A 20,413-nucleotide genomic window follows, 5' to 3' on the forward strand; every position below is an offset into this window, starting at 1 on the left:
AAAAACAAAATCCTATGCTACACGCCATTGCTAACTATAAAACAGATACTATGATAGGTATCTTCAAAACCAATATAGCAACACCAGCAGAAAGACAGCACATGATCCGGGTTATTCACGCCCACTTCGATGTAGACACCTGCTACGTAGATATTGAAGACTGCGACAAAGTGTTACGTATTACAGATATGAAGGTAGATGAATATACTATGATGGCTTTTGTACGCCAGCAGGGTTTCCTGTGCGAAATACTGGAATAAGTAGATCGCAACCCGGAAAAATTTTGTTAACTTATCTTCATGAAAGTTCCCCAAAAACCATTGTTACGGTTCCATAAATATGCATTCATTGCGTGCATATTATCAGCAGGTTTATTTTTCTCTTTTACTGCTGCTGCCCAGGAGTTTCCCAAAGGCTGGGTATTTCCGCTGGAGTTAGGGCAAGGTAGCGTAACCACCTTTCACAACTCACCGGACCTGTATTTGGGAAGCTTAACTTTTATACCACAGTACACACTTATTAAAAGCCGTTTACGTATAGGCGCTGCAGTGGCGGGCGCCTATACCAACAAACGGGTGTATGGCCTGGCAGGCCCGCACCTGGCCTTGATGCTGACGGATAAACCCAAAGTGCTATCCAGCACTGTACTGAATATACAATTAACGGCAGAGCATTTGTGGGGCACCAAAGAGCAGCGCTTAGCCGGTGGTGGCCTCACTGCAGAAGTAGGACAATTAGCCACCTTTTCCATAAAAGCATTACGGGATTATCAGTTAAATACCTGGTGGCTGCAGGCTGCCATTGGCGTAAACCTGTTCATGAAAAAACCATCGGAAAATCCGTTTGATTCCGTTCCCTGATCTTACACTGGTGTAATACCCTTTAAATAATTAGTTATGGCAAAAACAGCTTTAGTAGTCAGCGGTGGCGGTTCCAAGGGAGCGTTTGCCGTAGGTGTGGTCAAGTACCTGGCAGAAAACCGGCCCGATATCCAGTTTGATACCCTATGTGGTACTAGTACAGGATCTCTTATTGTACCCATGGCGGCCCTGGGTGAAATTAGTTTACTGGAAACTATTTACACTACGCAAACCACTGCCGATGTAGTGATAACCGGTAACATCCTGAACCGTTTTGCACGCGCCAACTCCCTGTATGACGCAGGACCGCTGGCAAGGCAGATCACTACTAATTATACAGATGAACGTTTTAAACAGCTGGCCGCTTCCAAAAAAGAAGTATTTCTTACCACGGTATGCCTGCAAACCGGGCGTATCACCTACTTCAGCAATACAGGCATGCCTATGCTCAACACCAATTACGATGTAGTGAAATTAAACGACGGGCAGGCTTTCCGGGAAGCGGTACTGGCATCCTCCTGCCAGCCGGTGTTTATGCCGCCTATAGAAGTAAGCGCGGTTACAGAAAAACCACGGCAGTTCGTAGACGGTGGCTTGCGGGAATATGCACCTATACAGCTGGCTATTGACAATGGCGCCACAGAAGTGTATGCCATACTGCTTACACCAGAAACAGCAGCAACCAGTAACGAACGTTTTACCAGCACCTTCAACATCCTGGAGTCAACCATCAGCTGGTTCACCAATGATGTGGCGGTGAATGATGTGCAGATACCTTTACTCTATAACCGTGCGTTACAATACATTGATGCCGTAAAGCAAAAGATGCTGGATGCCGGCGTAAAACAAGCGGATATTGACAAATTCTTTGATGTACCGGGCGCTAATCCATTCCTGGGAAAAAAGGAGCTCACCATTCACATCATCCGTCCGGATGCACCACTGGGCGGGGGAGCGGGCGGATTGGTGTTTGATCCCACAGAAATGAAAGGCATGATGGCAAAGGGTATGGAAGTGGCGGAAAGGCTCTTCAGCTAACGTATTTTATTTAAATACAAAACCCGCGTAAATACCAGTACTTACGCGGGTTTGTTATTTTATAACGGAGTGTTGTCTATCGCACTTTTGCCGCATTATTGCTCCGGTCAATATCCGCCATTCTTTCTGAAGGATCAATTTCCAGCAGCTCAATATTTTTCATGGGCATATCCAATGTTACTTCATAGGTAGGATGTGTCCATGCCCACCATTCATGCGTAACGCGGGGCGTAGCATCTTCCTGCGGTTTCTCACCAAACATCAGTGACAAAGAAATGTAGTGTAATTGTTTTTTGCCATCGCGGGTAGTCACTTCCAGGTCTATGGGCATTGGCAGATCCCCTACCCGGCGCAGGCGAACTACTGCCTTACCATTGTATTCATATACACTATCAATACCATAATCAATATGCTTAGTGGTATTTACAAACAGCATGCGGTACCAGTCCAGCTGCAGGCCGCTTACCTTTTCCATTACACGGATAAAATCATTTGCATTCGGATGTTTGAAACGCCAGTCCCAGTAATAACGTAACAAGCCTTTATCGCGGTTCTGCGCACCAATAATATATCCCAGCTGCTCCAGGAATACCGCGCCTTTTGAATAAGCAGTAATGCTGTAGGCGGCATTGGTGTTATAAAAATCTGAGTGGGTGCTCATCGGTTCTTCCAGCCCGCTTCTTACCAGGCTAAAGTAACCGTTATAAGAGCTGGTATGCGGACTTGGCGTTTTTGTAGAATCCAATGTGTGATACACGATGTTATCTTCTGCAAAAGAGGTGAAACCTTCATCCATCCAGGGATACAGGCTTTCATTAGTGCCCAGCATCATCTGGTACCAGGTATGCATCCACTCATGCATGGCTAAACCATACAGGCCATTCAATTTCCCGTTACCCAAAATGAGCGTGCCCATAGGGTATTCCATACCGCCATCACCCCCTTGTATAAACGAATATTGTTTGTAGGGATAAGGGCCGTAATGCGCCTTGATCCATGCATAGGCAGCTGGTATCATTTTGGCGAATGCGGGCCAGGTTTCGCGTGTGGTATCGTTTTCCAGGTAAAAGAAATGCGCGGTAAAACCATCTACCTGCTGGGTGATGTGCTTATACGCGGTATCAGCAGCCCACATAAAATCATGCACATTGGGCGCTATAAAATGCCAGGTAAGCGTATTGCCCGGCGGGCGGGTTACTTTTACACCGGGTGTTTCATAGCCATAACCGATCTGGTTGGGGTTTTGCAAATAACCGGTGCCACCCAGCACGTATCTTTTATCAATGGTGATCTTCACATCATAATCGCCCCATACACCATAGAACTCGCGGGCTACATAAAAAGTAGGGTGCCATCCTTCATAATCATACTCGCACATTTTAGGATACCATTGCGACATGGAATAATCCACCCCCTCTGCATTATTACGGCCGCTGCGGCGGATCTGTACCGGTACCTGGCCTTCAAAATCCATATCAAACACGGCTTTGCTGTGCGGCAGAATGGGTTTATCCAGCATTACTTCCAGGATGGTTTCCACCTGTTTGGTTTGCTGGGGGCGGCCATCGCGTTTTAAAGACAATACTTTCTGGTAGCCGATCTCATTTGGTTTCAGGTGCTCAATACGGTCGCGCACACGGGCATCCCAGTCCTGCTTTCCGTTGGGCAGCGTGGTCTTACCCAGCTCGCGGCTGCGTACATCCATCATGCTGTTAGGCTGAAACGCGTTCCAGTACAGGTGGTAGAACACTTTATATAAGGTGTCCGGAGAGTTGTTGGTATATTCTAATTGCTGTTTGCCGGTAAAACGGTTGGTCTGCACATCCATCTTCACATCCATTGTATACTTCACCCGCTGCTGCCAGCGGCTGGGCTGTGCCTGTAACGTGGCTGTTGCGAATAGTAATAACAACAGGGCTGCTCCTGCGAAAGTTTGCTTCATTCCTATGTAAAATTTAAACTGCTAATTTAGGTGTATTTCGTTTTTATGCGCCCCCAACTATCACTACTATCTCCCCTTTAACCCCTTTTTCTTTGTAATAATCCACTACTTCCTGCAAAGTGCCGCGGGTATGCTCTTCAAACATTTTGGTAAGCTCGCGGCATACACAGCAGTAACGGGTGGCGCCAAAATATTTAATCAGTTCTTCCAGCGTTTTCACCAGCCGCTGGGGGGATTCATAAAAAACAATGGTACGCTCATCCTGCGCCAGCTGTGTAAGCAGGGTATGGCGTCCTTTTTTGGGAGGGAGAAAACCTTCAAACGTGAAGCGGTTCATGGGAATGCCGCTGTTCACCAAGGCGGGTACAAAGGCGGTAGCGCCAGGCAGGCATTCTACCGGCACACCTGCACGGATGCATTCACGCACCAGTAAAAAACCAGGATCCGATACACCGGGGGTACCGGCATCTGTAAGCAAGGCCATGGTTTTGCCGGCCTGCAATTGTTGCAGCAGGTGCTGTAATACTTTATGTTCGTTATGCTGATGGTAAGGGGTTACCGGCTTTTGTATGTTATAGTGCCGGAGCAGCACGCCGGAGGTACGGGTATCTTCTGCCAGTATCAGATCTACTTCTTCCAGCACTTTAACGGCACGGTAAGTAATATCGGCCAGGTTACCTATGGGAGAAGGAATGAGGTAGAGCTTTGACATGGTATTTACGATTTTAGATCTACGATTTTAGATCAGATCAAAGCGGCTTATTTATTCGCGGCAATAAATCTAAAATCGTAAATCTAAAATCAAAGATTAGTATTACTGGATATTTACTTCGTAAGATTCCATTACCTGGTTGGCCAGCAGTTTCTGGCAGGCATTTTCTGCCAGCTTCTGGGCTTCTTCTTTGGAAGCGGCATCTATTTGCAGGGTAATGTGTTTGCCGATCCTCACATCAGCTACCTGGCCAATACCCAGGTTCTTTAAACCGCCCATCACGGCTTTACCCTGGGGGTCCAGCAATTCTTTCAGAGGCATCACATTAATGTGCGCAGTAAAGGTCATTGTGCTAAAAATTTTGAGTGCAAACCTAAATAATTAATAGTTAATAATGAATAATTAATAATCGGGGAGGCTGTTACTGCATGAAACACAGTTAGTTCGGAGTGCCCTGTTCATTATTCATTCTTAATTATTAATTGCAGTGGCTTTGCCGGGAGGCGCTATGAGGGAGATGATAACATAGCAGACAAACAGAAAAGGTACTACGGCGTATTTGAGCACAGGGATACCGATCAGTAAAAGCACTACCAGCAGTAGCCGGGGCCAGTCTTGCGCCAGCCGGAAACTTTTGAACTTCATGCTGATCATGGGTATTTCTGCTACCATTAAATAACACAGCAGCACTATGATCACATACAATACCCAGATATTTTGCAGCCAGTGCGCCAGGTTAAAGGGATTATACAGCATAATAAGCGGGAAAGAGGCCACCAGCAGGCCTACCGCGGGGGTGGGCACACCAATGAAAAAATCAGTTTGCCGGGTATCCAGGTTAAACTTAGCCAGCCGGTAAGCGGCAAAACAGGGCACCAGCAAGGCCGGGGCCAGGTTCAGGTACGATACGTCGAACACATCCGGCATTTGCATATAGGCGCTGCGCAGCAGGCGGAAGATGATCATGCCAGGCACTACACCAAAGCTTACCACATCGGCCAGGGAATCCAGCTCCTTACCCATGGGAGATTGTATGCATAGCCAGCGGGCTACAAAACCGTCAAAAAAGTCCATTATACCGGCCAGCACCACCAGGGCAGAGGCCCAATAAATGGGTTCCGGATTGGTAACGGTATATTCAGTACCGTTAAACTCCGCTATGTATTGCGGTGCATGTAATATGAATATAATGGCGATGGCGCCACAGAAAAGATTGCCTAGCGTGAGTACGTTTGAAAGTTGCTTCATTTTATAGTCCATGGTCCATAGTCCATGGTCCATAGCTGCAGTACGCCATTAGCTATTCATCACCAAACAGCTACAGACATGCTTATGAACCTTGTACCGGATAGTTCAATAATTCTTTAATTTATGATGCCGAATGATTGTCTAATGCGTTTCTCAATGCCTGCACTCCTTTTACCAATGACGACAATTCATTATACAAATCAGCAAAAATTATTTCATCTATCAAATTTCTTTTTTTTGCAATAAATACACATCCTACCGTTTCAACAGCGGAGCGTACAGCATAGCCCAGAAACTTCCTAAATTCCGCATTGCTTTGTCCCGTAGATCCTTCTGCGATGTTTAAGGCAATAGAATCAGCCGCCCTTTTCATCTGTGTGGTCAGAACATACAGTTCAGTTCCGGGGAATGTTCTGGTAATATAATCTACTTTTTCAGTTAAATCCAACGCCTTTTGCCATACCTGTAGTTTTTCAAACTTAAATGCCATAAGGTACTGATTTACGTAATATGCTATGGACTATGGACCATCGACCATGGACTTACCGCTTCATCAATGCCTCAATTTCATCGGCCGTAATAGGTATATTCTTCATCAGGTCCACATTACCGCTGGCATTAAGCCATATATTATTCTCTATGCGGATGCCTAATTGTTCTTCTTCTATATAAATGCCGGGTTCCACGGTCAATACAGCGCCTTCCGGTATTGGCTGCAGGAAAGAGGGGGCCAGATCATGCACATCTACGCCCAGGTGATGGGAAATACCATGGTATAAATATTTGCGGTAGGCGGGACTTTCCGGATCCTGGTTCTTAATGTCATTTTCTGTGAGCAGGCCTAGCTGTACAAACTGCTTACCAGCTTCCACTCCGACCATTTCATGGTATTTCGCAATGGTAATGCCCGGCTTCAGGATGGATTTGGCGTAGTTATGCAGGTGCAGGCAGGCATCATATACCTGGCGCTGCCGGGGTGTAAATTTACCGCTTACCGGTACGGTCCGGGTAAGGTCTGCATTATAGCCACCATATGCGGCGCCAAAGTCCATTAAGATCAGCTCCCCTTCCTTACACTCCTGGTTGTTGGCAATATAGTGGAGGGTGCGGGCACGGTCGCCACTGGCAATGATGGAGCTATAAGCCTCGCCGGTGGCGCGATTGCGCAGGAACTCATGCAGGATCTCCGCATGAATTTCATGTTCCCATACGCCGGGTTGTATGAACTGCAATAAACGGCGGAAGGTTTTTTCCGTGATGTCCATGGCCTGCTGCATCACCTTTATTTCTTCCGGTGTTTTAGAGGCCCGCAGCTCCTTGATGAGCTTAGCAGCCCGTAGGTAATTGTGCAGCGGGTAGCGGCTTTTCATGTCTGCGGCGTAGCGGTAATCCCGTACAGGTACCAGGCTGGCCTTGCGGTTATTTTCATTAGTGTTCAGGTAAATATTATCCGCTTCATGGATCCATTGCTGCAGCAGAGCATCCAGCGTATCCAGCCAAACAATGGTGGAGATACCGGAAATGGCCGTGGCTTCGTCTTTGCGTAAACGGTGGCCATCCCATTTTTCCTTTAGCTCATTAGGCCGTACCAGTACCAGCACTTCGCGGTATTTGGGATCCGGGTTATTGGGGTACAGGATCACCATGGTATCTTCCTGTTCTATGCCGGTTAGCCAGTACAGGTCGGAGTTTTGTTTGAAAGTATATAAGGCATCGCCATTGGAGGGCAGTTCATCGTTAGAATTAAAGATGGCAATTGACTGCGGTTGCATTTTTGCCATAAAGCGCTGACGGTTCTTTGTGAAAAGCTGAGGGTCCAGTGGCAGGTACTTCATACAATACAATTTAGGGGGTCAAAGCTACAGGAAAAAATGTTAATGGTCGATGGTCCATAGTCGATGGTCCATAGCCCTGAGCACTTTAAAGGATATTTCGGGTATGGCTAATAATGAATTCATGGCCCTGAGCATTAGGACGCATTACATAATATGGCCGCTGGCTTAAAAGCGGAAATCTTACATTTTGAACTATGCTATGGACTATGGACCATTGACCATGGACTTAAAATTTAATCACTTTGAAATCGAATCCATTTGAAAATATTCAATGCAAAGGCTAATTACGCTGTACTATTTCTAAATTTACCCTATTAACCACCCGTTAAATTAGATGATATCAAAAATTCCCTAGATTTGCCATATCACCAAAACAATCTTACCTATGCAAGTGAGCAGTGTAAGGAATCCCGTGGCAGAACTGCGGGAGATAGGTATTAATACAGCTAACATACATTACCAGCTTCCTCCTGCCGTGCTGGTTACCCAAACCCTGAGCAGGGAACAGGGTGTACTGGCCAATGACGGCGCTCTGGCAGTACATACCGGCGAATTCACCGGCAGATCCCCCAAAGATAAATTCATTGTAAAAGACGAGCTAACTGCCAACACTGTTAACTGGAACGATTTTAATCAGCCCATTGCCCCAGCTTATTTTGATGCATTATATAATAGGGTCACCCAATACTTTGCCGGTAAAGAGGTATGGGTGCGGGATTGTTATGCCTGCGCCCATGCTGACTACCGGACCAACATTCGCGTAATTACAGAAACGCCCTGGGCAAACCTGTTTGCCTATAACATGTTCCTGCGCCCCCATGAAGAAGCGCTGGATTTTGAAACTGCCGATTGGACCATAATACAGGCGCCCGGCTGCCTGGCAGATCCTGCTACGGATGGCACCCGCCAGGGTAACTTCACCGTGGTGAATTTTTCTAAGAAGATCATTTTAATTGGCGGCTCTGCCTACACCGGCGAGATCAAGAAAGGCATTTTTAGCATCCTGAACTATGAGCTGCCACTTTATAAAGGCGTATTGAGCATGCATTGCTCTGCCAACCAGGGAAAAAATGGCGATACTGCTATTTTCTTTGGGCTGAGCGGTACCGGCAAAACAACTTTAAGCGCCGACCCGGAGCGTAAGCTGATAGGTGATGATGAACACGGGTGGGATGCAGAAAGTGTATTCAACTTTGAAGGCGGCTGTTATGCCAAGTGTATAGACCTGAGCGAAGAAAAAGAGCCGCAGATCTTCCACGCCATCCGCGAAGGCTCCCTGCTGGAGAATATCCGGTTCTATGCCGGCACCCAACAGGTGAACTTTTCAGATAAAACTATTACAGAAAACACCCGGGTCTCCTACCCGCTGCATTATATTGAAAATGCCATGGAGCCATCCATTGGTGGTATCCCTAAAAACATTTTCTTTCTCACCTGCGATGCCTACGGCGTATTGCCTCCTGTTTCCCGCTTAACGCCGGAACAGGCCATGTACCAGTTCATTTCCGGTTATACTGCCCGCGTGGCTGGTACGGAAACAGGTATCACAGAACCTAAATCCACCTTCAGCGCCTGTTTTGGCGCGCCTTTCCTGCCCCTGCACCCTGCACAGTATGCGCAGATGCTGGGAGAAAAAATGCGCCGTAACAAAGTGAATGTATGGCTGATCAATACCGGCTGGACCGGCGGACCTTATGGCACCGGTCAGCGGATCAAGCTAAGCTATACCCGCGCTATGGTTGCTGCTGCTTTAAATGGGGATCTGGACAAATTAGCCTACATGGAGCACAGCGTATTTGGATTTGCCGTACCGGAAATTTGCCCGGGTGTACCAGCCGATATGCTGGACCCGCGTAATACCTGGGAAGATAAGGCTGCCTATGACCTGAAGGCAAGAGAGCTGGCTAACCAGTTTGTGCAGAATTTCAGCAAATATGCCACTCAAACACCTGCTGAAATACTGGCGGCTGCACCTAAGGTTGGATAGCAGAAAAAATATTTTATATAAAATTTAACTTTTACGAAAATATACCTATATTGAGGTCCCTTGTGCTTTTATAATTTCCACAAAAACAAAACAGCAAGTTCCGACATAGCGCGATGAGCGCATCTACGCAAAACAAGTTCTCCCGATCTTATTCATCATCAGTATGAAAGCTGGAGTACTTGTTTTGCGGAACTTGCGGCGAATTCCTTCCTTCTGCTCGCTCCAATTAATAATTAAGAATGAATAATTAATGCAGCTTTTTTGCTGAAGACCCGCTTTGCAGTGGAGCCCTCTCTCATTCGATTAATAATCAGATCAGTAATTTATAACAGCCTTTTGTTGAAGACACTTCACTTAATTAATAATTTAAGGCTGAATAATTAATAGCCTGCCTTTTGCTGAAGACCCGCTTTGCTGTTGGATTTACCTCTCATTCAATTAATAGTTAATAGCAGCCTTTTTGCTGAAGACCTCTTTGCCGTTGGATTTACCTCTCATTCAATTAATAGTTAATAGCAGCCTTTTTGCCGAAGACCTCTTTGCCGTTGGATTTACCTCTCATTCAATTAATAATTAATAGCCTGCCTTTTGCTGAAGACCTGTTTGCAGCGGAGTTCCCTCGCAACAGTTTTGCCCGGGACCCATTTACTATGGGCTTACCCTCTTATTCAATTGATAATTAATAAGAACCTTTTATCAAGCCCATTTGTATTGGACTACCCTCTTAATCCAATTCACAATTAACGACAACCTTTTCCCAAAGACCATCCCCAGCGGTCCACCCCTTAATTATTCATTATTCATTCTTAATTATTAATAATGCGTACCTTTGCGCATGCAAATTTTAGACGGTAAACTGGTTTCTGCGGCTATTAAAGCCCAATTGGCCGAAAAAGTGGCCGAAATAAAACTCACCGGTAAAAAGGTACCCCACTTAGCCGCCATCCTGGTTGGCAATGATCCGGCAAGCGAAACGTATGTAGCTTCTAAAGTAAAATCCTGTGCAGAAATAGGATACAACAGCACTTTGCTGCGTTTTGATGCACAGATCTCCGAAAAGCACCTGCTGGATAATATCACCTCGCTGAACGAAAATGCAGATATAGACGGCATACTGGTACAGCTGCCTTTGCCTAAACATATTAATGAAGAGCTGGTGATCAACACCATTGATCCCAGTAAGGATGTGGATGGTTTTCACCCGGTAAATGTGGGTAAAATGGTAAGCGGCCTGCCTACCTTTATTCCCGCTACACCTTACGGCATCATGCTGATGCTGGAACACTATAACATTGCTACCAAAGGCAAACACGCCGTGGTAATAGGCCGCAGCCACATTGTAGGCACGCCTATGAGCATATTGCTGAGCCGCAACAGCTACCCCGGTAACTGTACCGTTACATTATGCCATTCCAACACCGCCAACCTGACCGAAATTTGCCTGCAGGCTGATATTATCATTGCTGCCATTGGCCGCCCTAACTTTGTAACGGCTAATATGGTAAAAGAAGGCGCTGTAATTGTGGATGTAGGTATTAATCGTGTAGCTGACGCCACCAAGAAAAGCGGTTTCCGCCTGGTGGGCGATGTAAAATTTGATGAAGTTGCGCCTAAATGCAGCTACATTACCCCGGTGCCCGGTGGCGTAGGCCCTATGACCATCGCAGCTTTGCTGAAGAACACCTATCACGCATCGCTGGGACAAAAAGTGCACATGAATTAGTAAAAGTGAGAACTTTGCAGGAGATGATCAAGACGATGCCCATAACAACCACAAATAATAATACACCCACCACTGCCCTACCGGTAATGGAAAGCTTTTATACCATTCAGGGTGAAGGCTACCACCAGGGAAGGGCCGCGTATTTTATACGCCTGGGTGGCTGTGATGTGGGCTGCCATTGGTGCGATGTGAAGGACAGCTGGGATGCTGCCAAACATCCTGTTATTAATATCACCGATATTGTAAATGAAGCTGCACAGCACCCCGGCCGTATTGCGGTAATTACCGGCGGGGAGCCCTTAATGCATAACCTGGATACACTTTGTAAAACGCTGCATAAACAAGGCTTCCGTACCCATATGGAAACCTCCGGCTCCTCTTCTTTAAGCGGGCAATGGGACTGGATCACCTTATCCCCCAAAAAATTCAAAGCACCCCTGCCGGAAGTGTGCAAACAGGCCCATGAGCTGAAAGTAGTGATCTTTAATAAAACAGATTTTGCCTGGGCAGAGAAATATGCCGCACAGGTTAATAAACATTGTAAGCTATACCTGCAGCCGGAATGGTCTAAAGCTGCCGAAATAACCCCGCTGATCATTGACTACATCAAAGACAACCCGCAATGGGAGCTTTCCCTGCAAATACATAAATACATTAATGTACCGTAAGCCGGTGTGCAGATGAATGCATATCTAATGTGCTGATCTATATTATAACGCCCATTGTATAGCGTTAGGAAATAATATGTATATATTCGCGTTAATCCATTAGCATATTAGCACATCAGCATATTATGAAATTACTATTCACCGGCTGTATCCTCTTCTTTTGCCTGCACCTGCAGGCACAGGTTGTTACTTATGAAACGGCTAAGAAAAAGGCCCAGGCCAGTTTTGACAATGCCATTAACGCTATCCGCAACTATCAGGATGAAGAAGCCATCCGCTTTTTACAGGAAGCCCTGCGTATAGAACCCAATTTTGCCGATGTATATGGGCAACTGGGGATTAGTTATGTGCAGCTGAAAAAGTATACAGAGGCCATCACCAGCTTTGAAAAGCTGAAACAGCTGGATAGTGCTGCGCTGCGTCCTGCCATGCTGGCCTATTCCCGCGCACTGGCCGGTAACGGACGCTTTGCAGATGCATTGCAGATCATTGATCAATACCTGGCCGGTAGTAAAAATAAAAATCCAAATGCGGTAAAGCTGAAAGCCAACTACGAGTTCGCCATTCAATCGGCCAACAAACCTGTGCCATTTGAGCCGCATAACCTGGGTGATCAAATTAACAGCAAAGACCCTGAGTATTTTCCCAGCCTTACCATTGATGATAAAACGCTGATCTTTACGCGCAGGGTAAATGGCAAAAATGAAGACTTCTTTATTTCACAACGCGATAGCATCCAGTGGAAACCCGCTACCAATATGGGCGAGCCGGTGAACAGCGCGTTTAATGAAGGGGCGCAGCAAATATCCCAGGATGGGCAGATGCTGGTATTTACCGGTTGTGAATTTCCCGATGGCAAAGGCAGCTGCGACCTGTATTATTCGCTTAAAACCAAAGATGGCTGGCAATCCCCTCAAAACCTGGGCTTGCCGGTTAATACCCGCGACTGGGAATCGCAACCCTCTTTATCTGCAGATAAACAAACCCTGTACTTTGTGCGGGAAACACCCAATGCCGGTGCAGATATTTTCATGACCAAACATCTGCCCAACGGGCGCTGGAGCGCACCGGAAAGGCTGGGTCCCAATATTAACACGCCCGGGCGTGAAACCACTCCTTTCATACATGCGGATAATCAAACGTTATTCTTTTCATCCAACGGGCATCCCGGTTATGGCGGTATGGATATTTTTTACTGCCGCCGCCAGGCGGATGGCAGCTGGGGCCCGGCCACCAACCTGGGTTACCCCATTAACACGATTGATGAAGATGCCAGCCTGGTAGTGGCCGCGGATGGTAAAACCGCTTACTTTGCCTCTGACCGTACGGATAGCCGCGGTGCGCTGGATATTTACAGCTTTGAGCTGTACCCCGAAGCCCGCCCCCTGCCTACATTGTACGTAAAGGGCTATGTATATGATTCAACCACACATCAGCGCCTTACCGCCGATCTGGAGCTTACGGATCTTGCAACCGGTTTTACTACTGCATTGGTAAAAAGCAATGACAGCGGCGAATACCTGGTGCCGCTGCCGGTAGGTAAAGCATATGCCTTTAACGTAAACAAAAAAGGCTATTTATTTTACTCTGATAACTTTACGCTGCCTGCACAGGCCAGCACACCGCCGGAGAAGAATATACCCTTACAACCCATTACAGCCAATGCTACCATTGTACTGCATAATATTTTCTTTGAAAGCAAACAGTTCACGCTGCAGCCTGCTTCTGAAATTGAGCTGGATAGATTGGTAAAGCTGATGCAGGATAATCCCAGCCTCGTAACAGAGATCAGCGGGCATACGGATAATGTAGGCGCAGATAAAGATAACCTGCTGTTATCTACCAACCGTGCAAAGGCAGTGGTTACTTACCTTACACAAAAAGGTATTGCGCCGGAACGCTTGCGTGCCAAGGGTTACGGAGAGACGCAGCCAGTGGCGGATAATAGTACGGAAGATGGCAGAGCGAAGAACAGGAGAACGGAGTTTAAGGTAATTACGAATTAACAATTACGAATTGAATGCAGCAGTTGACTGGTTTGGAGAGGAGTGATTCACTGTAGCGTTACAAATACGATTAACTACTGTAATAAAAAAGTCCTGCAGCTTTAAGGCGCAGGACTCTTTTTTATGATATACTCAATTCGTAATTCGTAATTAATAGTCTCTGAGCTGTTTTTTCAATATAGAATCCTGCTGCGATTGCGAGAGTTGGTATTGAAAGTTAATGAGCGTACCTAACCAATCGCCATACATAGGGTTGGGTAATACAATGAAACGGCTGCCAAATGCCGCAGCAGCGTTTTCTGTATTCACTTCCCTTTGCGCATAAGATTGTTTTTCAAACAAGGCGGAAAAATCGCCAAGATTATCTCCCAGTAACATGATGATATTGTGCGTTTGCGCTACCTGCAAACGGCGTGTTTCTTTAGAAGATGATGATGCTCTTAATAACAAGTGCTGATCATCTGCATCAGGAAAATTCCAGCGCTGCAGGTTTTGCAAAGTGGCTGCACGCTCACTTTCGGCGCGGTTGGTAATGTAAAATACCTGTACACCTTTAGCAGCTGCATATTTGAGAAATGACAGAGCACCCGGTACAGTATCACAAGCCGCTTTGGCCGTCCACTCCTGCCAGGTTCTATCACTATAAGCCTGCCCCTGTAAAGCAGTATGCACGGTGTAAGGGCTGTTATCCAAAACGGTTTCATCAATATCTGTTACAATAGCAAAAGGCTTATCCGTGCTTTGCTGTACATACTCATTCAAACGAAGGGTGGCCGTATTGTATGCCTGAAAACATAATGCTTTATATTCAGATGAACGTTGCTGCCATAAAGCAGCCCATGCCGCACCATATGGTAATAACGCCGTACGTGGTGGGCCTTGCACCATTGCAGGCTGCGGCGTTTTACAGGCTAGTGTAAGTACGATTATGAATGTGATAAAAATTGTTTTTTTGTGCATTGGACCGGGGGAAAAGATGTAAATTAGGGTAAAGATAGTTTATCCAATGTTTGAACCTTCAGAATTATTCCACCAGATAGCCCTCACACAAATTCCCCAGATAGGCGACGTGCTCGCAAGAAAATTAATTGATCATTTTGGTAGTGCCAGTGCCATTTTTAAAGCCGGCAAGCAGGCATTGGAAAGGATACCTGAAATAGGCAGCATACGGGCCACGGCTATTAAAGCGTTTGCAGGCTTTGCACGCGTAGAGGAAGAAATACGTTTTATTGAAAAGTATAAGATCCAGCCTGTTTTTTATACTGATGAGGCCTACCCGAAAAGGTTGCAGGATTGTTATGATGCGCCATTACTGTTGTATTTTAAAGGGAATGCTAATCTCAATGCATCGCGCATCATTAACATTATTGGTACCCGCACACCCAGCGAATATGGCAAAGCCATGTGCGAAGCCATTGTAGCGGCATTAGCGCCGCACCAAATTACTGTTGTAAGCGGTATGGCTTACGGTATAGATATTATTGCACATAAAACAGCACTGCAGCATAATATGCCTACTATTGGCGTGCTGGCGCATGGCCTGGATCGTATTTATCCCTATGTGCATAAAAATATTGCAACTGCTATGCTGGAAAACGGAGGCCTTTTAACAGACTTCATGAGCCAAACCAAGCCTGATAAACAAAACTTTCCCATGCGCAACCGTATTGTAGCCGGTATTTGCGATGCTACCCTGGTAATAGAAACCGGCCTGCGGGGCGGCTCCTTAATTACCGCACAAATAGCCAGCAGCTATAACCGTGATGTGCTTACCATACCCGGCAGAATTAACGACCCCCACTCTGCCGGCTGCCACCAGCTTATTAAAACACACACCGCGCATCTGATCACCGATGCTGCTGATATACTGGATATTATGGGATGGGAGCAGCAAACGCCTAAAAACATACCTGCCGTGCAGCAACGCGCCATGTTTGTATCCCTTAGCCACGAAGAAGAGCGCGTGGTAGCCGTTTTCCAGGATAAAACAGAACAGCATTATGATGATATTTGCCGGGCCAGCCAAATACCTGGCAGCCAGCTGAATAATGTGCTCATGAACCTGGAAATGCACTGCATGGTTAAAAGCATGCCCGGGCAGCGGTACCAGTTTGTAGGATAGGCTCCCTTTCATCCAGATTAATTCTTTGTTATATAGACACGCTCTATGCCGTTATAGAAAACGCGTTTTTCTAATTCGGTAAATACTCGTACATTTGCGTGCAATTATTTCCAAACCAACAAATAATTGCAACATGCCTGCGGGAAAAGCCAAACCCAAATTTGTAGATGACGGCCTTACATTTGACGATGTACTCCTTGTGCCTGCCTATTCTGAAGTTTTACCGAAAGAAGTAAATATCTCCTCCCAACTTACCCGGGAATTAAAGCTGAACATACCAATGGTGTCTGCTGCCATGGATACGGTTACAGAAGCTAACCTGGCTATTGCTCTGGCAAGAGAAGGCGGTATAGGCATCCTGCACAAGAATATGAGCATTGAAAAACAGGCTGAACTGGTGCGCCGTGTGAAACGCAGCGAGAACGGGCTTATACTAGACCCTGTAACCCTGGAGGCCAGCGCTACCATTGGAAAGGCATTACAGCTCATGAAAGAGAACAGCATTGGCGGTATTCCCATTGTTGATAATAACAAAACCTTAGTAGGCATACTTACCAACCGTGATCTGCGCTTTGAGAGAGATATGAAACGCCTGGTAAGTGAAGTAATGACCACAGAAGGGCTGGTAACCGCCCCTGAAGGCACTGACCTGAAGAAAGCAGAAAAGATCCTGCAACAGAATAAAATTGAAAAGCTGCCGGTTGTCAGCAAAAACAAAAAGCTGGTAGGCCTCATCACTTACCGCGATATACTGCAGCTCACCAGCCATCCTAATGCGGTGAAAGACGCATATGGCCGCCTGCTGGTAGGCGCTGCCCTGGGCATTACACAGGATATCCTGGACAGGGCACAGGCACTGATCCAGGTAGGTGTGGATGTAGTTTGCCTGGACAGCTCCCATGGCCACTCTATAGCCGTATTAAACAGCCTGAAGAAACTGAAAAAAGCGTTTCCCAAACTACAGGTAATTGCCGGTAACGTAGCTACCGGCGATGGCGCCAAAGCCCTGGCAGATGCAGGTGCTGATGCCGTGAAAGTAGGCGTGGGCCCAGGCTCTATCTGTACCACCCGTGTAGTAACCGGCGCTGGTTTTCCGCAGCTGTCTGCTATCATGAATGCTGCAGAAGCGCTTAAAAAAACCGGTGTACCTGTAATTGCCGATGGCGGTATCCGCTATACCGGCGATATGGTGAAAGCTCTAGCAGCAGGTGCATCCTGCATTATGGCAGGTTCCATTTTTGCAGGTGTGGAAGAAAGCCCCGGAGAAACCATTATTTACGAAGGCCGTAAGTTTAAATCTTACCGCGGTATGGGATCTGTAGAGGCTATGCTGGAAGGCAGTAAAGACCGCTATTTCCAGGATGAGGATGATATTAAGAAACTGGTGCCGGAAGGTATTGTAGGCCGGGTGCCGTATAAAGGTACTTTGGCAGAAGTGATCATGCAGTTTGTTGGGGGCTTACGTGCAGGTATGGGCCTTACCGGTTCCAAAGATATAAAAGCTTTACAGGCTGCACAGTTTATAAAGATCACCGCTGCTACTGTAAAAGAAAATCACCCGCATGATGTGGTGATCACCAAGGAAGCACCGAACTACAGCAGGTAATTAACGCGGAACAGGCAACAGTTGGTAAAATAAGTATACGTGTAATGTTCATACTATAAATTCAAAGAGCCGGGCGCTAACCCGGCTCTTTTGTTTAAATATTACGGCTGTAGTTTTTGTTGGTCGGTAGCTGGCCGCTCTCCATCGATTTTTCATGTCCTGTTAACATCAATACCTTATTTTTGAAAACCATTGCACAATATATGGCTAACCGTAGTTTCAACAGATGGCTTCCCTGGTTACTGGGCCTTGCAAGCGGCCTGCTGCTTTGGGCGGCCTGGCCCAGCTCTCCCTTAACCCTGCTTATATTCCTGGCTTTCATACCATTGCTACATTTAACTACGCTGGTACAACACCGCGGTACTTATTTTGGCTGCGTATACCTGGCCATGGTAATATGGAATGTAGGCACTACCTGGTGGGTAGGTAATACAACCGTGCCTATGAGTGGTGTGGCAGCCAATGTGATCAACGCATTGATAATGACGGTGCCCTGGGTGGGTTTTAAGAATATCCGCAAGCGGTTTGGCACCACCATGAGCTACCTGGCGCTTATCGTATATTGGTTAACGTTTGAATACATACACCTGAACTGGGAGTTCAGCTGGCCCTGGCTAACCGTAGGTAATATATTTGCCATGCATCCCGGCTGGATCCAGTGGTATGAATACACCGGCACCAGTGGCGGCACATTGTGGGTACTGATCGTTAATATTACTATATACACGTGCTGGCAAAAACGCAGGCAATACAGCTTACCAGTTGCTACCTTTCTCTGGAAAGAAGGCTGGAAACCTGCAGCTGCCTTTATTATACCGTTTATACTAAGCATAATAACCGGTGTTAGCTATTGGACGCACAAACCGTTTAAAGGCGGTCCCAGGCCACTTTCTGTAGTGGTAGTGCAGCCCAACATTGACCCGTATGATAAGTTTGCTGACGGTGCAGAATCACAACAGCTTGAAAAATTTATGCGCCTTACCCGGCAAATGGCCGACAGCAATACTGCCTATATTGTATGGCCTGAAACTGCTTTATTTCCGCGGGGCGCCTGGGAACATGAATTGAATGAACAACCCGCGGTACAGGCTGTGCGCAATATGTTAAAGCAATATCCCAACGCAAAACTGATCACCGGCGCTACTACGCTTAAACGTTACGAAAATAAAGACGAAGCTCCCTACTCCTCCCGGCCTATGGATGGCGGCATGTACTTCGATGCCTTTAACACAGGATTACAGATAGATACATCTAATCTTATACAGATATATCACAAATCCAAGCTGGTGCCGGGTGTGGAGCTGATCCCCTACTCCCGCTACCTGAAGTTTCTGGATAACTTTGCACTGGATATGGGCGGCATTACCGGCAGCTATGGCCGTAGCCCCGGAGTTGCAGTACTGGAAAATAACACCCAACACATTAAAGCATTTCCCACTATATGTTATGAATCTATTTACGGTGAGTTTGTGGCAGAACATGTACGCCTGGGCGCCAGCCTGTTATTTATTATAACAAATGATGGTTGGTGGGGCAACACGGAAGGGCACCGCCAGCATTTACAATATGCTCGCCTGCGCGCTATTGAAACAAGGCGCTGGATTGCACGCAGCGCCAACACCGGCATTTCCTGCTTTATTACGCCAGCCGGAGATCTGGAGCTACCGCAGCCCTACTGGCAGGAAGCAGTTATTAAAGCCAATGTAACACCGGACCCCACTTTTACGTTCTATGTAAGGAATGGTGATCTCATCTCAAAAGGAGCGCTGATATTTTGTATCTTGTTATTGATATACTCCCTCGTTCTAAGGTTCACTAACAGGAAAGCATATGTGGAAAGAACTTAACCATGCAAAATTCAGCGGAGGCTACCAAGTAACAGGCAAAGGCACACCGGTAATGCTGCTCCACGGATTCCCCGAAAACAGTGAAGTATGGGCGCAGCAGCAAAGCAACCTGCAGGCTAATTACTGCGTAATAACACCAGACCTGCCGGGCAGCGGCCGCTCACCGCTTACCCAGCCACTGAGCATGGAGAGCATGGCGGATTTCGTACATGCTATAGTGTTAGCAGAAGGCATTGAAAAGTTAACAGTTATAGGACACTCCATGGGTGGTTATGTGGCGCTGGCATTTGCAGAAAAATATCCGCAGCACCTGCAGGGTTTGGGATTATTCCACTCCACTGCAGCCGCAGATACGGAAGAGAAAAAAGAAGCCCGCCGCAAATCCATTAAGCTCATGGAACAATATGGCAGCGAAGCTTTTGTACGGCAGGCAGTGCCCGGCATGTTCAGCCCACATACAAAAAATACGCAGCCTGCCCTGGTAGAAGCGTTGGTACAAATGGGCATGCAATGCAAAGTGGAAGCGCTGATCGCTTACTATGAAGCCATGATACAACGGCCGGACCGTAAAACGGTATTGCAGCAAATACAAGTGCCTGTACTGTTCATTATGGGAAAAGATGATACTGCCGTGCCTATGGATAGTGTGCTGCCCCAGGTAACCTTACCGCCTAAGAGCAGCATCCATATTTTTGAGCATACCGGGCATATGGGCATGTGGGAAGTGGCGCAGGAAAGCACGCTGGTACTGCAACAGTTTATTGAGTTTTGTAAATAGCAACCGTAACATTCAACCGAAAAAATACATTCAACCCGCTA

18 protein-coding genes are annotated in these 20,413 nt (G+C 46.7%); 11 read left to right on the forward strand and 7 right to left on the reverse strand.

The genetic code is table 11. The features are described from left to right. The first annotated feature begins 14 nt into the window (after window positions 1–14). Genes BMZ54_RS22810 through BMZ54_RS22820 form a run of 3 tightly spaced genes read left to right on the forward strand, consistent with a single transcriptional unit; the run spans window position 15 to window position 1,898 of the window. A complete protein-coding gene (locus BMZ54_RS22810; RefSeq protein WP_238386652.1) occupies window positions 15–260 on the forward strand; it encodes a hypothetical protein in 246 nt (81 codons plus the stop codon). A gap of 39 nt (window positions 261–299) precedes the next feature. Beyond that, window positions 300–860 (forward strand): hypothetical protein, encoded by a 561-nt coding sequence (locus tag BMZ54_RS22815; RefSeq protein ID WP_089917753.1) that lies wholly within the window; start codon window positions 300–302, stop codon window positions 858–860. 36 nt (window positions 861–896) lie between these two features. After that, window positions 897–1,898: a patatin-like phospholipase family protein gene (locus BMZ54_RS22820; protein WP_089917755.1), complete on the forward strand. Its 1,002-nt coding sequence runs from the start codon at window positions 897–899 to the stop codon at window positions 1,896–1,898. 76 nt (window positions 1,899–1,974) lie between these two features. On the opposite strand, the gene BMZ54_RS22825 is transcribed toward BMZ54_RS22820, so the two are convergent. The 6 genes from BMZ54_RS22825 to BMZ54_RS22850 all read right to left on the reverse strand — a co-directional run bounded on the left by BMZ54_RS22825 (window position 1,975) and on the right by BMZ54_RS22850 (window position 7,635). Continuing rightward, window positions 1,975–3,840: a M1 family metallopeptidase gene (locus tag BMZ54_RS22825; RefSeq protein WP_089917758.1), complete on the reverse strand. Its 1,866-nt coding sequence runs from the start codon at window positions 3,838–3,840 to the stop codon at window positions 1,975–1,977. Window positions 3,841–3,883: 43 nt separating this feature from the next. Further along, window positions 3,884–4,552, reverse strand: coding sequence for a 16S rRNA (cytidine(1402)-2'-O)-methyltransferase (gene rsmI / locus BMZ54_RS22830; protein WP_089917760.1), 669 nt, complete (start codon window positions 4,550–4,552; stop codon window positions 3,884–3,886). Window positions 4,553–4,654: 102 nt separating this feature from the next. Next, window positions 4,655–4,900 carry a phosphoribosylformylglycinamidine synthase subunit PurS gene (gene purS / locus BMZ54_RS22835; RefSeq protein WP_089917762.1) on the reverse strand — a complete coding sequence of 82 codons (246 nt, stop codon included), beginning with the start codon at window positions 4,898–4,900 and terminating at the stop codon, window positions 4,655–4,657. A gap of 123 nt (window positions 4,901–5,023) precedes the next feature. Beyond that, entirely contained in the window at window positions 5,024–5,800 is a 777-nt protein-coding gene (locus BMZ54_RS22840; protein ID WP_202909326.1) for a CDP-alcohol phosphatidyltransferase family protein, read from the reverse strand. A gap of 121 nt (window positions 5,801–5,921) precedes the next feature. After that, complete coding sequence (locus tag BMZ54_RS22845; protein ID WP_089917765.1) at window positions 5,922–6,290, reverse strand: four helix bundle protein; 369 nt, start codon at window positions 6,288–6,290, stop codon at window positions 5,922–5,924. 52 nt (window positions 6,291–6,342) lie between these two features. Beyond that, a complete protein-coding gene (locus BMZ54_RS22850; protein ID WP_089917767.1) occupies window positions 6,343–7,635 on the reverse strand; it encodes an aminopeptidase P N-terminal domain-containing protein in 1,293 nt (430 codons plus the stop codon). Between the two features lie 385 nt (window positions 7,636–8,020). Here BMZ54_RS22850 and pckA point away from each other — a divergent pair, with 385 nt between their 5' ends. The 4 genes from pckA to BMZ54_RS22870 all read left to right on the forward strand — a co-directional run bounded on the left by pckA (window position 8,021) and on the right by BMZ54_RS22870 (window position 14,019). After that, window positions 8,021–9,622 (forward strand): phosphoenolpyruvate carboxykinase (ATP), encoded by a 1,602-nt coding sequence (gene pckA / locus BMZ54_RS22855; RefSeq protein WP_089917768.1) that lies wholly within the window; start codon window positions 8,021–8,023, stop codon window positions 9,620–9,622. An 835-nt stretch (window positions 9,623–10,457) separates the two neighbouring features. After that, window positions 10,458–11,345 (forward strand): bifunctional methylenetetrahydrofolate dehydrogenase/methenyltetrahydrofolate cyclohydrolase FolD, encoded by an 888-nt coding sequence (gene folD, locus BMZ54_RS22860; RefSeq protein WP_089917770.1) that lies wholly within the window; start codon window positions 10,458–10,460, stop codon window positions 11,343–11,345. Between the two features lie 23 nt (window positions 11,346–11,368). Beyond that, window positions 11,369–12,013 carry a 7-carboxy-7-deazaguanine synthase QueE gene (locus BMZ54_RS22865; RefSeq protein WP_238386653.1) on the forward strand — a complete coding sequence of 215 codons (645 nt, stop codon included), beginning with the start codon at window positions 11,369–11,371 and terminating at the stop codon, window positions 12,011–12,013. A gap of 125 nt (window positions 12,014–12,138) precedes the next feature. Beyond that, entirely contained in the window at window positions 12,139–14,019 is a 1,881-nt protein-coding gene (locus BMZ54_RS22870; protein ID WP_089917772.1) for an OmpA family protein, read from the forward strand. A 150-nt stretch (window positions 14,020–14,169) separates the two neighbouring features. On the opposite strand, the gene BMZ54_RS22875 is transcribed toward BMZ54_RS22870, so the two are convergent. Then, the gene (locus BMZ54_RS22875) at window positions 14,170–14,979 is read right to left on the reverse strand and encodes a 5'-nucleotidase, lipoprotein e(P4) family (RefSeq protein WP_089917774.1); all 810 of its coding nucleotides are present in this window, start codon (window positions 14,977–14,979) and stop codon (window positions 14,170–14,172) included. Between the two features lie 46 nt (window positions 14,980–15,025). On the opposite strand from BMZ54_RS22875, the gene dprA reads away from it, so the two are divergent. The 4 genes from dprA to BMZ54_RS22895 all read left to right on the forward strand — a co-directional run bounded on the left by dprA (window position 15,026) and on the right by BMZ54_RS22895 (window position 20,372). Beyond that, on the forward strand, window positions 15,026–16,141 hold the full coding sequence (gene dprA / locus BMZ54_RS22880) for a DNA-processing protein DprA (RefSeq protein ID WP_089917776.1): 1,116 nt from the start codon (window positions 15,026–15,028) through the stop codon (window positions 16,139–16,141). Between the two features lie 133 nt (window positions 16,142–16,274). Beyond that, complete coding sequence (gene guaB / locus BMZ54_RS22885; protein ID WP_089917777.1) at window positions 16,275–17,747, forward strand: IMP dehydrogenase; 1,473 nt, start codon at window positions 16,275–16,277, stop codon at window positions 17,745–17,747. A gap of 203 nt (window positions 17,748–17,950) precedes the next feature. Beyond that, window positions 17,951–19,594, forward strand: a complete 1,644-nt coding sequence (gene lnt, locus BMZ54_RS22890) for an apolipoprotein N-acyltransferase (protein ID WP_089917778.1) — start codon at window positions 17,951–17,953, stop codon at window positions 19,592–19,594. Continuing rightward, window positions 19,578–20,372, forward strand: a complete 795-nt coding sequence (locus BMZ54_RS22895) for an alpha/beta fold hydrolase (RefSeq protein WP_089917780.1) — start codon at window positions 19,578–19,580, stop codon at window positions 20,370–20,372. Before lnt ends, BMZ54_RS22895 begins: the two co-directional genes overlap by 17 nt. Window positions 20,373–20,413: the final 41 nt, after the last annotated feature.

The sequence above is a fragment of the Chitinophaga rupis genome (assembly GCF_900109685.1).
GTDB lineage: Bacteria > Bacteroidota > Bacteroidia > Chitinophagales > Chitinophagaceae > Chitinophaga > Chitinophaga rupis.

Excerpts from the sequence above, each read along its gene's own strand:
- BMZ54_RS22810 (WP_238386652.1), top strand. The coding sequence starts at position 15 with ATGCTACACGCCATTGCTAACTATAAAACAGATACTATGATAGGTATC.
- BMZ54_RS22815 (WP_089917753.1), top strand. The coding sequence starts at position 300 with ATGAAAGTTCCCCAAAAACCATTGTTACGGTTCCATAAATATGCATTC.
- BMZ54_RS22820 (WP_089917755.1), top strand. The coding sequence starts at position 897 with ATGGCAAAAACAGCTTTAGTAGTCAGCGGTGGCGGTTCCAAGGGAGCG.
- BMZ54_RS22825 (WP_089917758.1), bottom strand. The coding sequence starts at position 3,840 with ATGAAGCAAACTTTCGCAGGAGCAGCCCTGTTGTTATTACTATTCGCA.
- rsmI (WP_089917760.1), bottom strand. The coding sequence starts at position 4,552 with ATGTCAAAGCTCTACCTCATTCCTTCTCCCATAGGTAACCTGGCCGAT.
- purS (WP_089917762.1), bottom strand. The coding sequence starts at position 4,900 with ATGACCTTTACTGCGCACATTAATGTGATGCCTCTGAAAGAATTGCTG.
- BMZ54_RS22840 (WP_202909326.1), bottom strand. The coding sequence starts at position 5,800 with ATGAAGCAACTTTCAAACGTACTCACGCTAGGCAATCTTTTCTGTGGC.
- BMZ54_RS22845 (WP_089917765.1), bottom strand. The coding sequence starts at position 6,290 with ATGGCATTTAAGTTTGAAAAACTACAGGTATGGCAAAAGGCGTTGGAT.
- BMZ54_RS22850 (WP_089917767.1), bottom strand. The coding sequence starts at position 7,635 with ATGAAGTACCTGCCACTGGACCCTCAGCTTTTCACAAAGAACCGTCAG.
- pckA (WP_089917768.1), top strand. The coding sequence starts at position 8,021 with ATGCAAGTGAGCAGTGTAAGGAATCCCGTGGCAGAACTGCGGGAGATA.
- folD (WP_089917770.1), top strand. The coding sequence starts at position 10,458 with ATGCAAATTTTAGACGGTAAACTGGTTTCTGCGGCTATTAAAGCCCAA.
- BMZ54_RS22865 (WP_238386653.1), top strand. The coding sequence starts at position 11,369 with ATGATCAAGACGATGCCCATAACAACCACAAATAATAATACACCCACC.
- BMZ54_RS22870 (WP_089917772.1), top strand. The coding sequence starts at position 12,139 with ATGAAATTACTATTCACCGGCTGTATCCTCTTCTTTTGCCTGCACCTG.
- BMZ54_RS22875 (WP_089917774.1), bottom strand. The coding sequence starts at position 14,979 with ATGCACAAAAAAACAATTTTTATCACATTCATAATCGTACTTACACTA.
- dprA (WP_089917776.1), top strand. The coding sequence starts at position 15,026 with ATGTTTGAACCTTCAGAATTATTCCACCAGATAGCCCTCACACAAATT.
- guaB (WP_089917777.1), top strand. The coding sequence starts at position 16,275 with ATGCCTGCGGGAAAAGCCAAACCCAAATTTGTAGATGACGGCCTTACA.
- lnt (WP_089917778.1), top strand. The coding sequence starts at position 17,951 with ATGGCTAACCGTAGTTTCAACAGATGGCTTCCCTGGTTACTGGGCCTT.
- BMZ54_RS22895 (WP_089917780.1), top strand. The coding sequence starts at position 19,578 with ATGTGGAAAGAACTTAACCATGCAAAATTCAGCGGAGGCTACCAAGTA.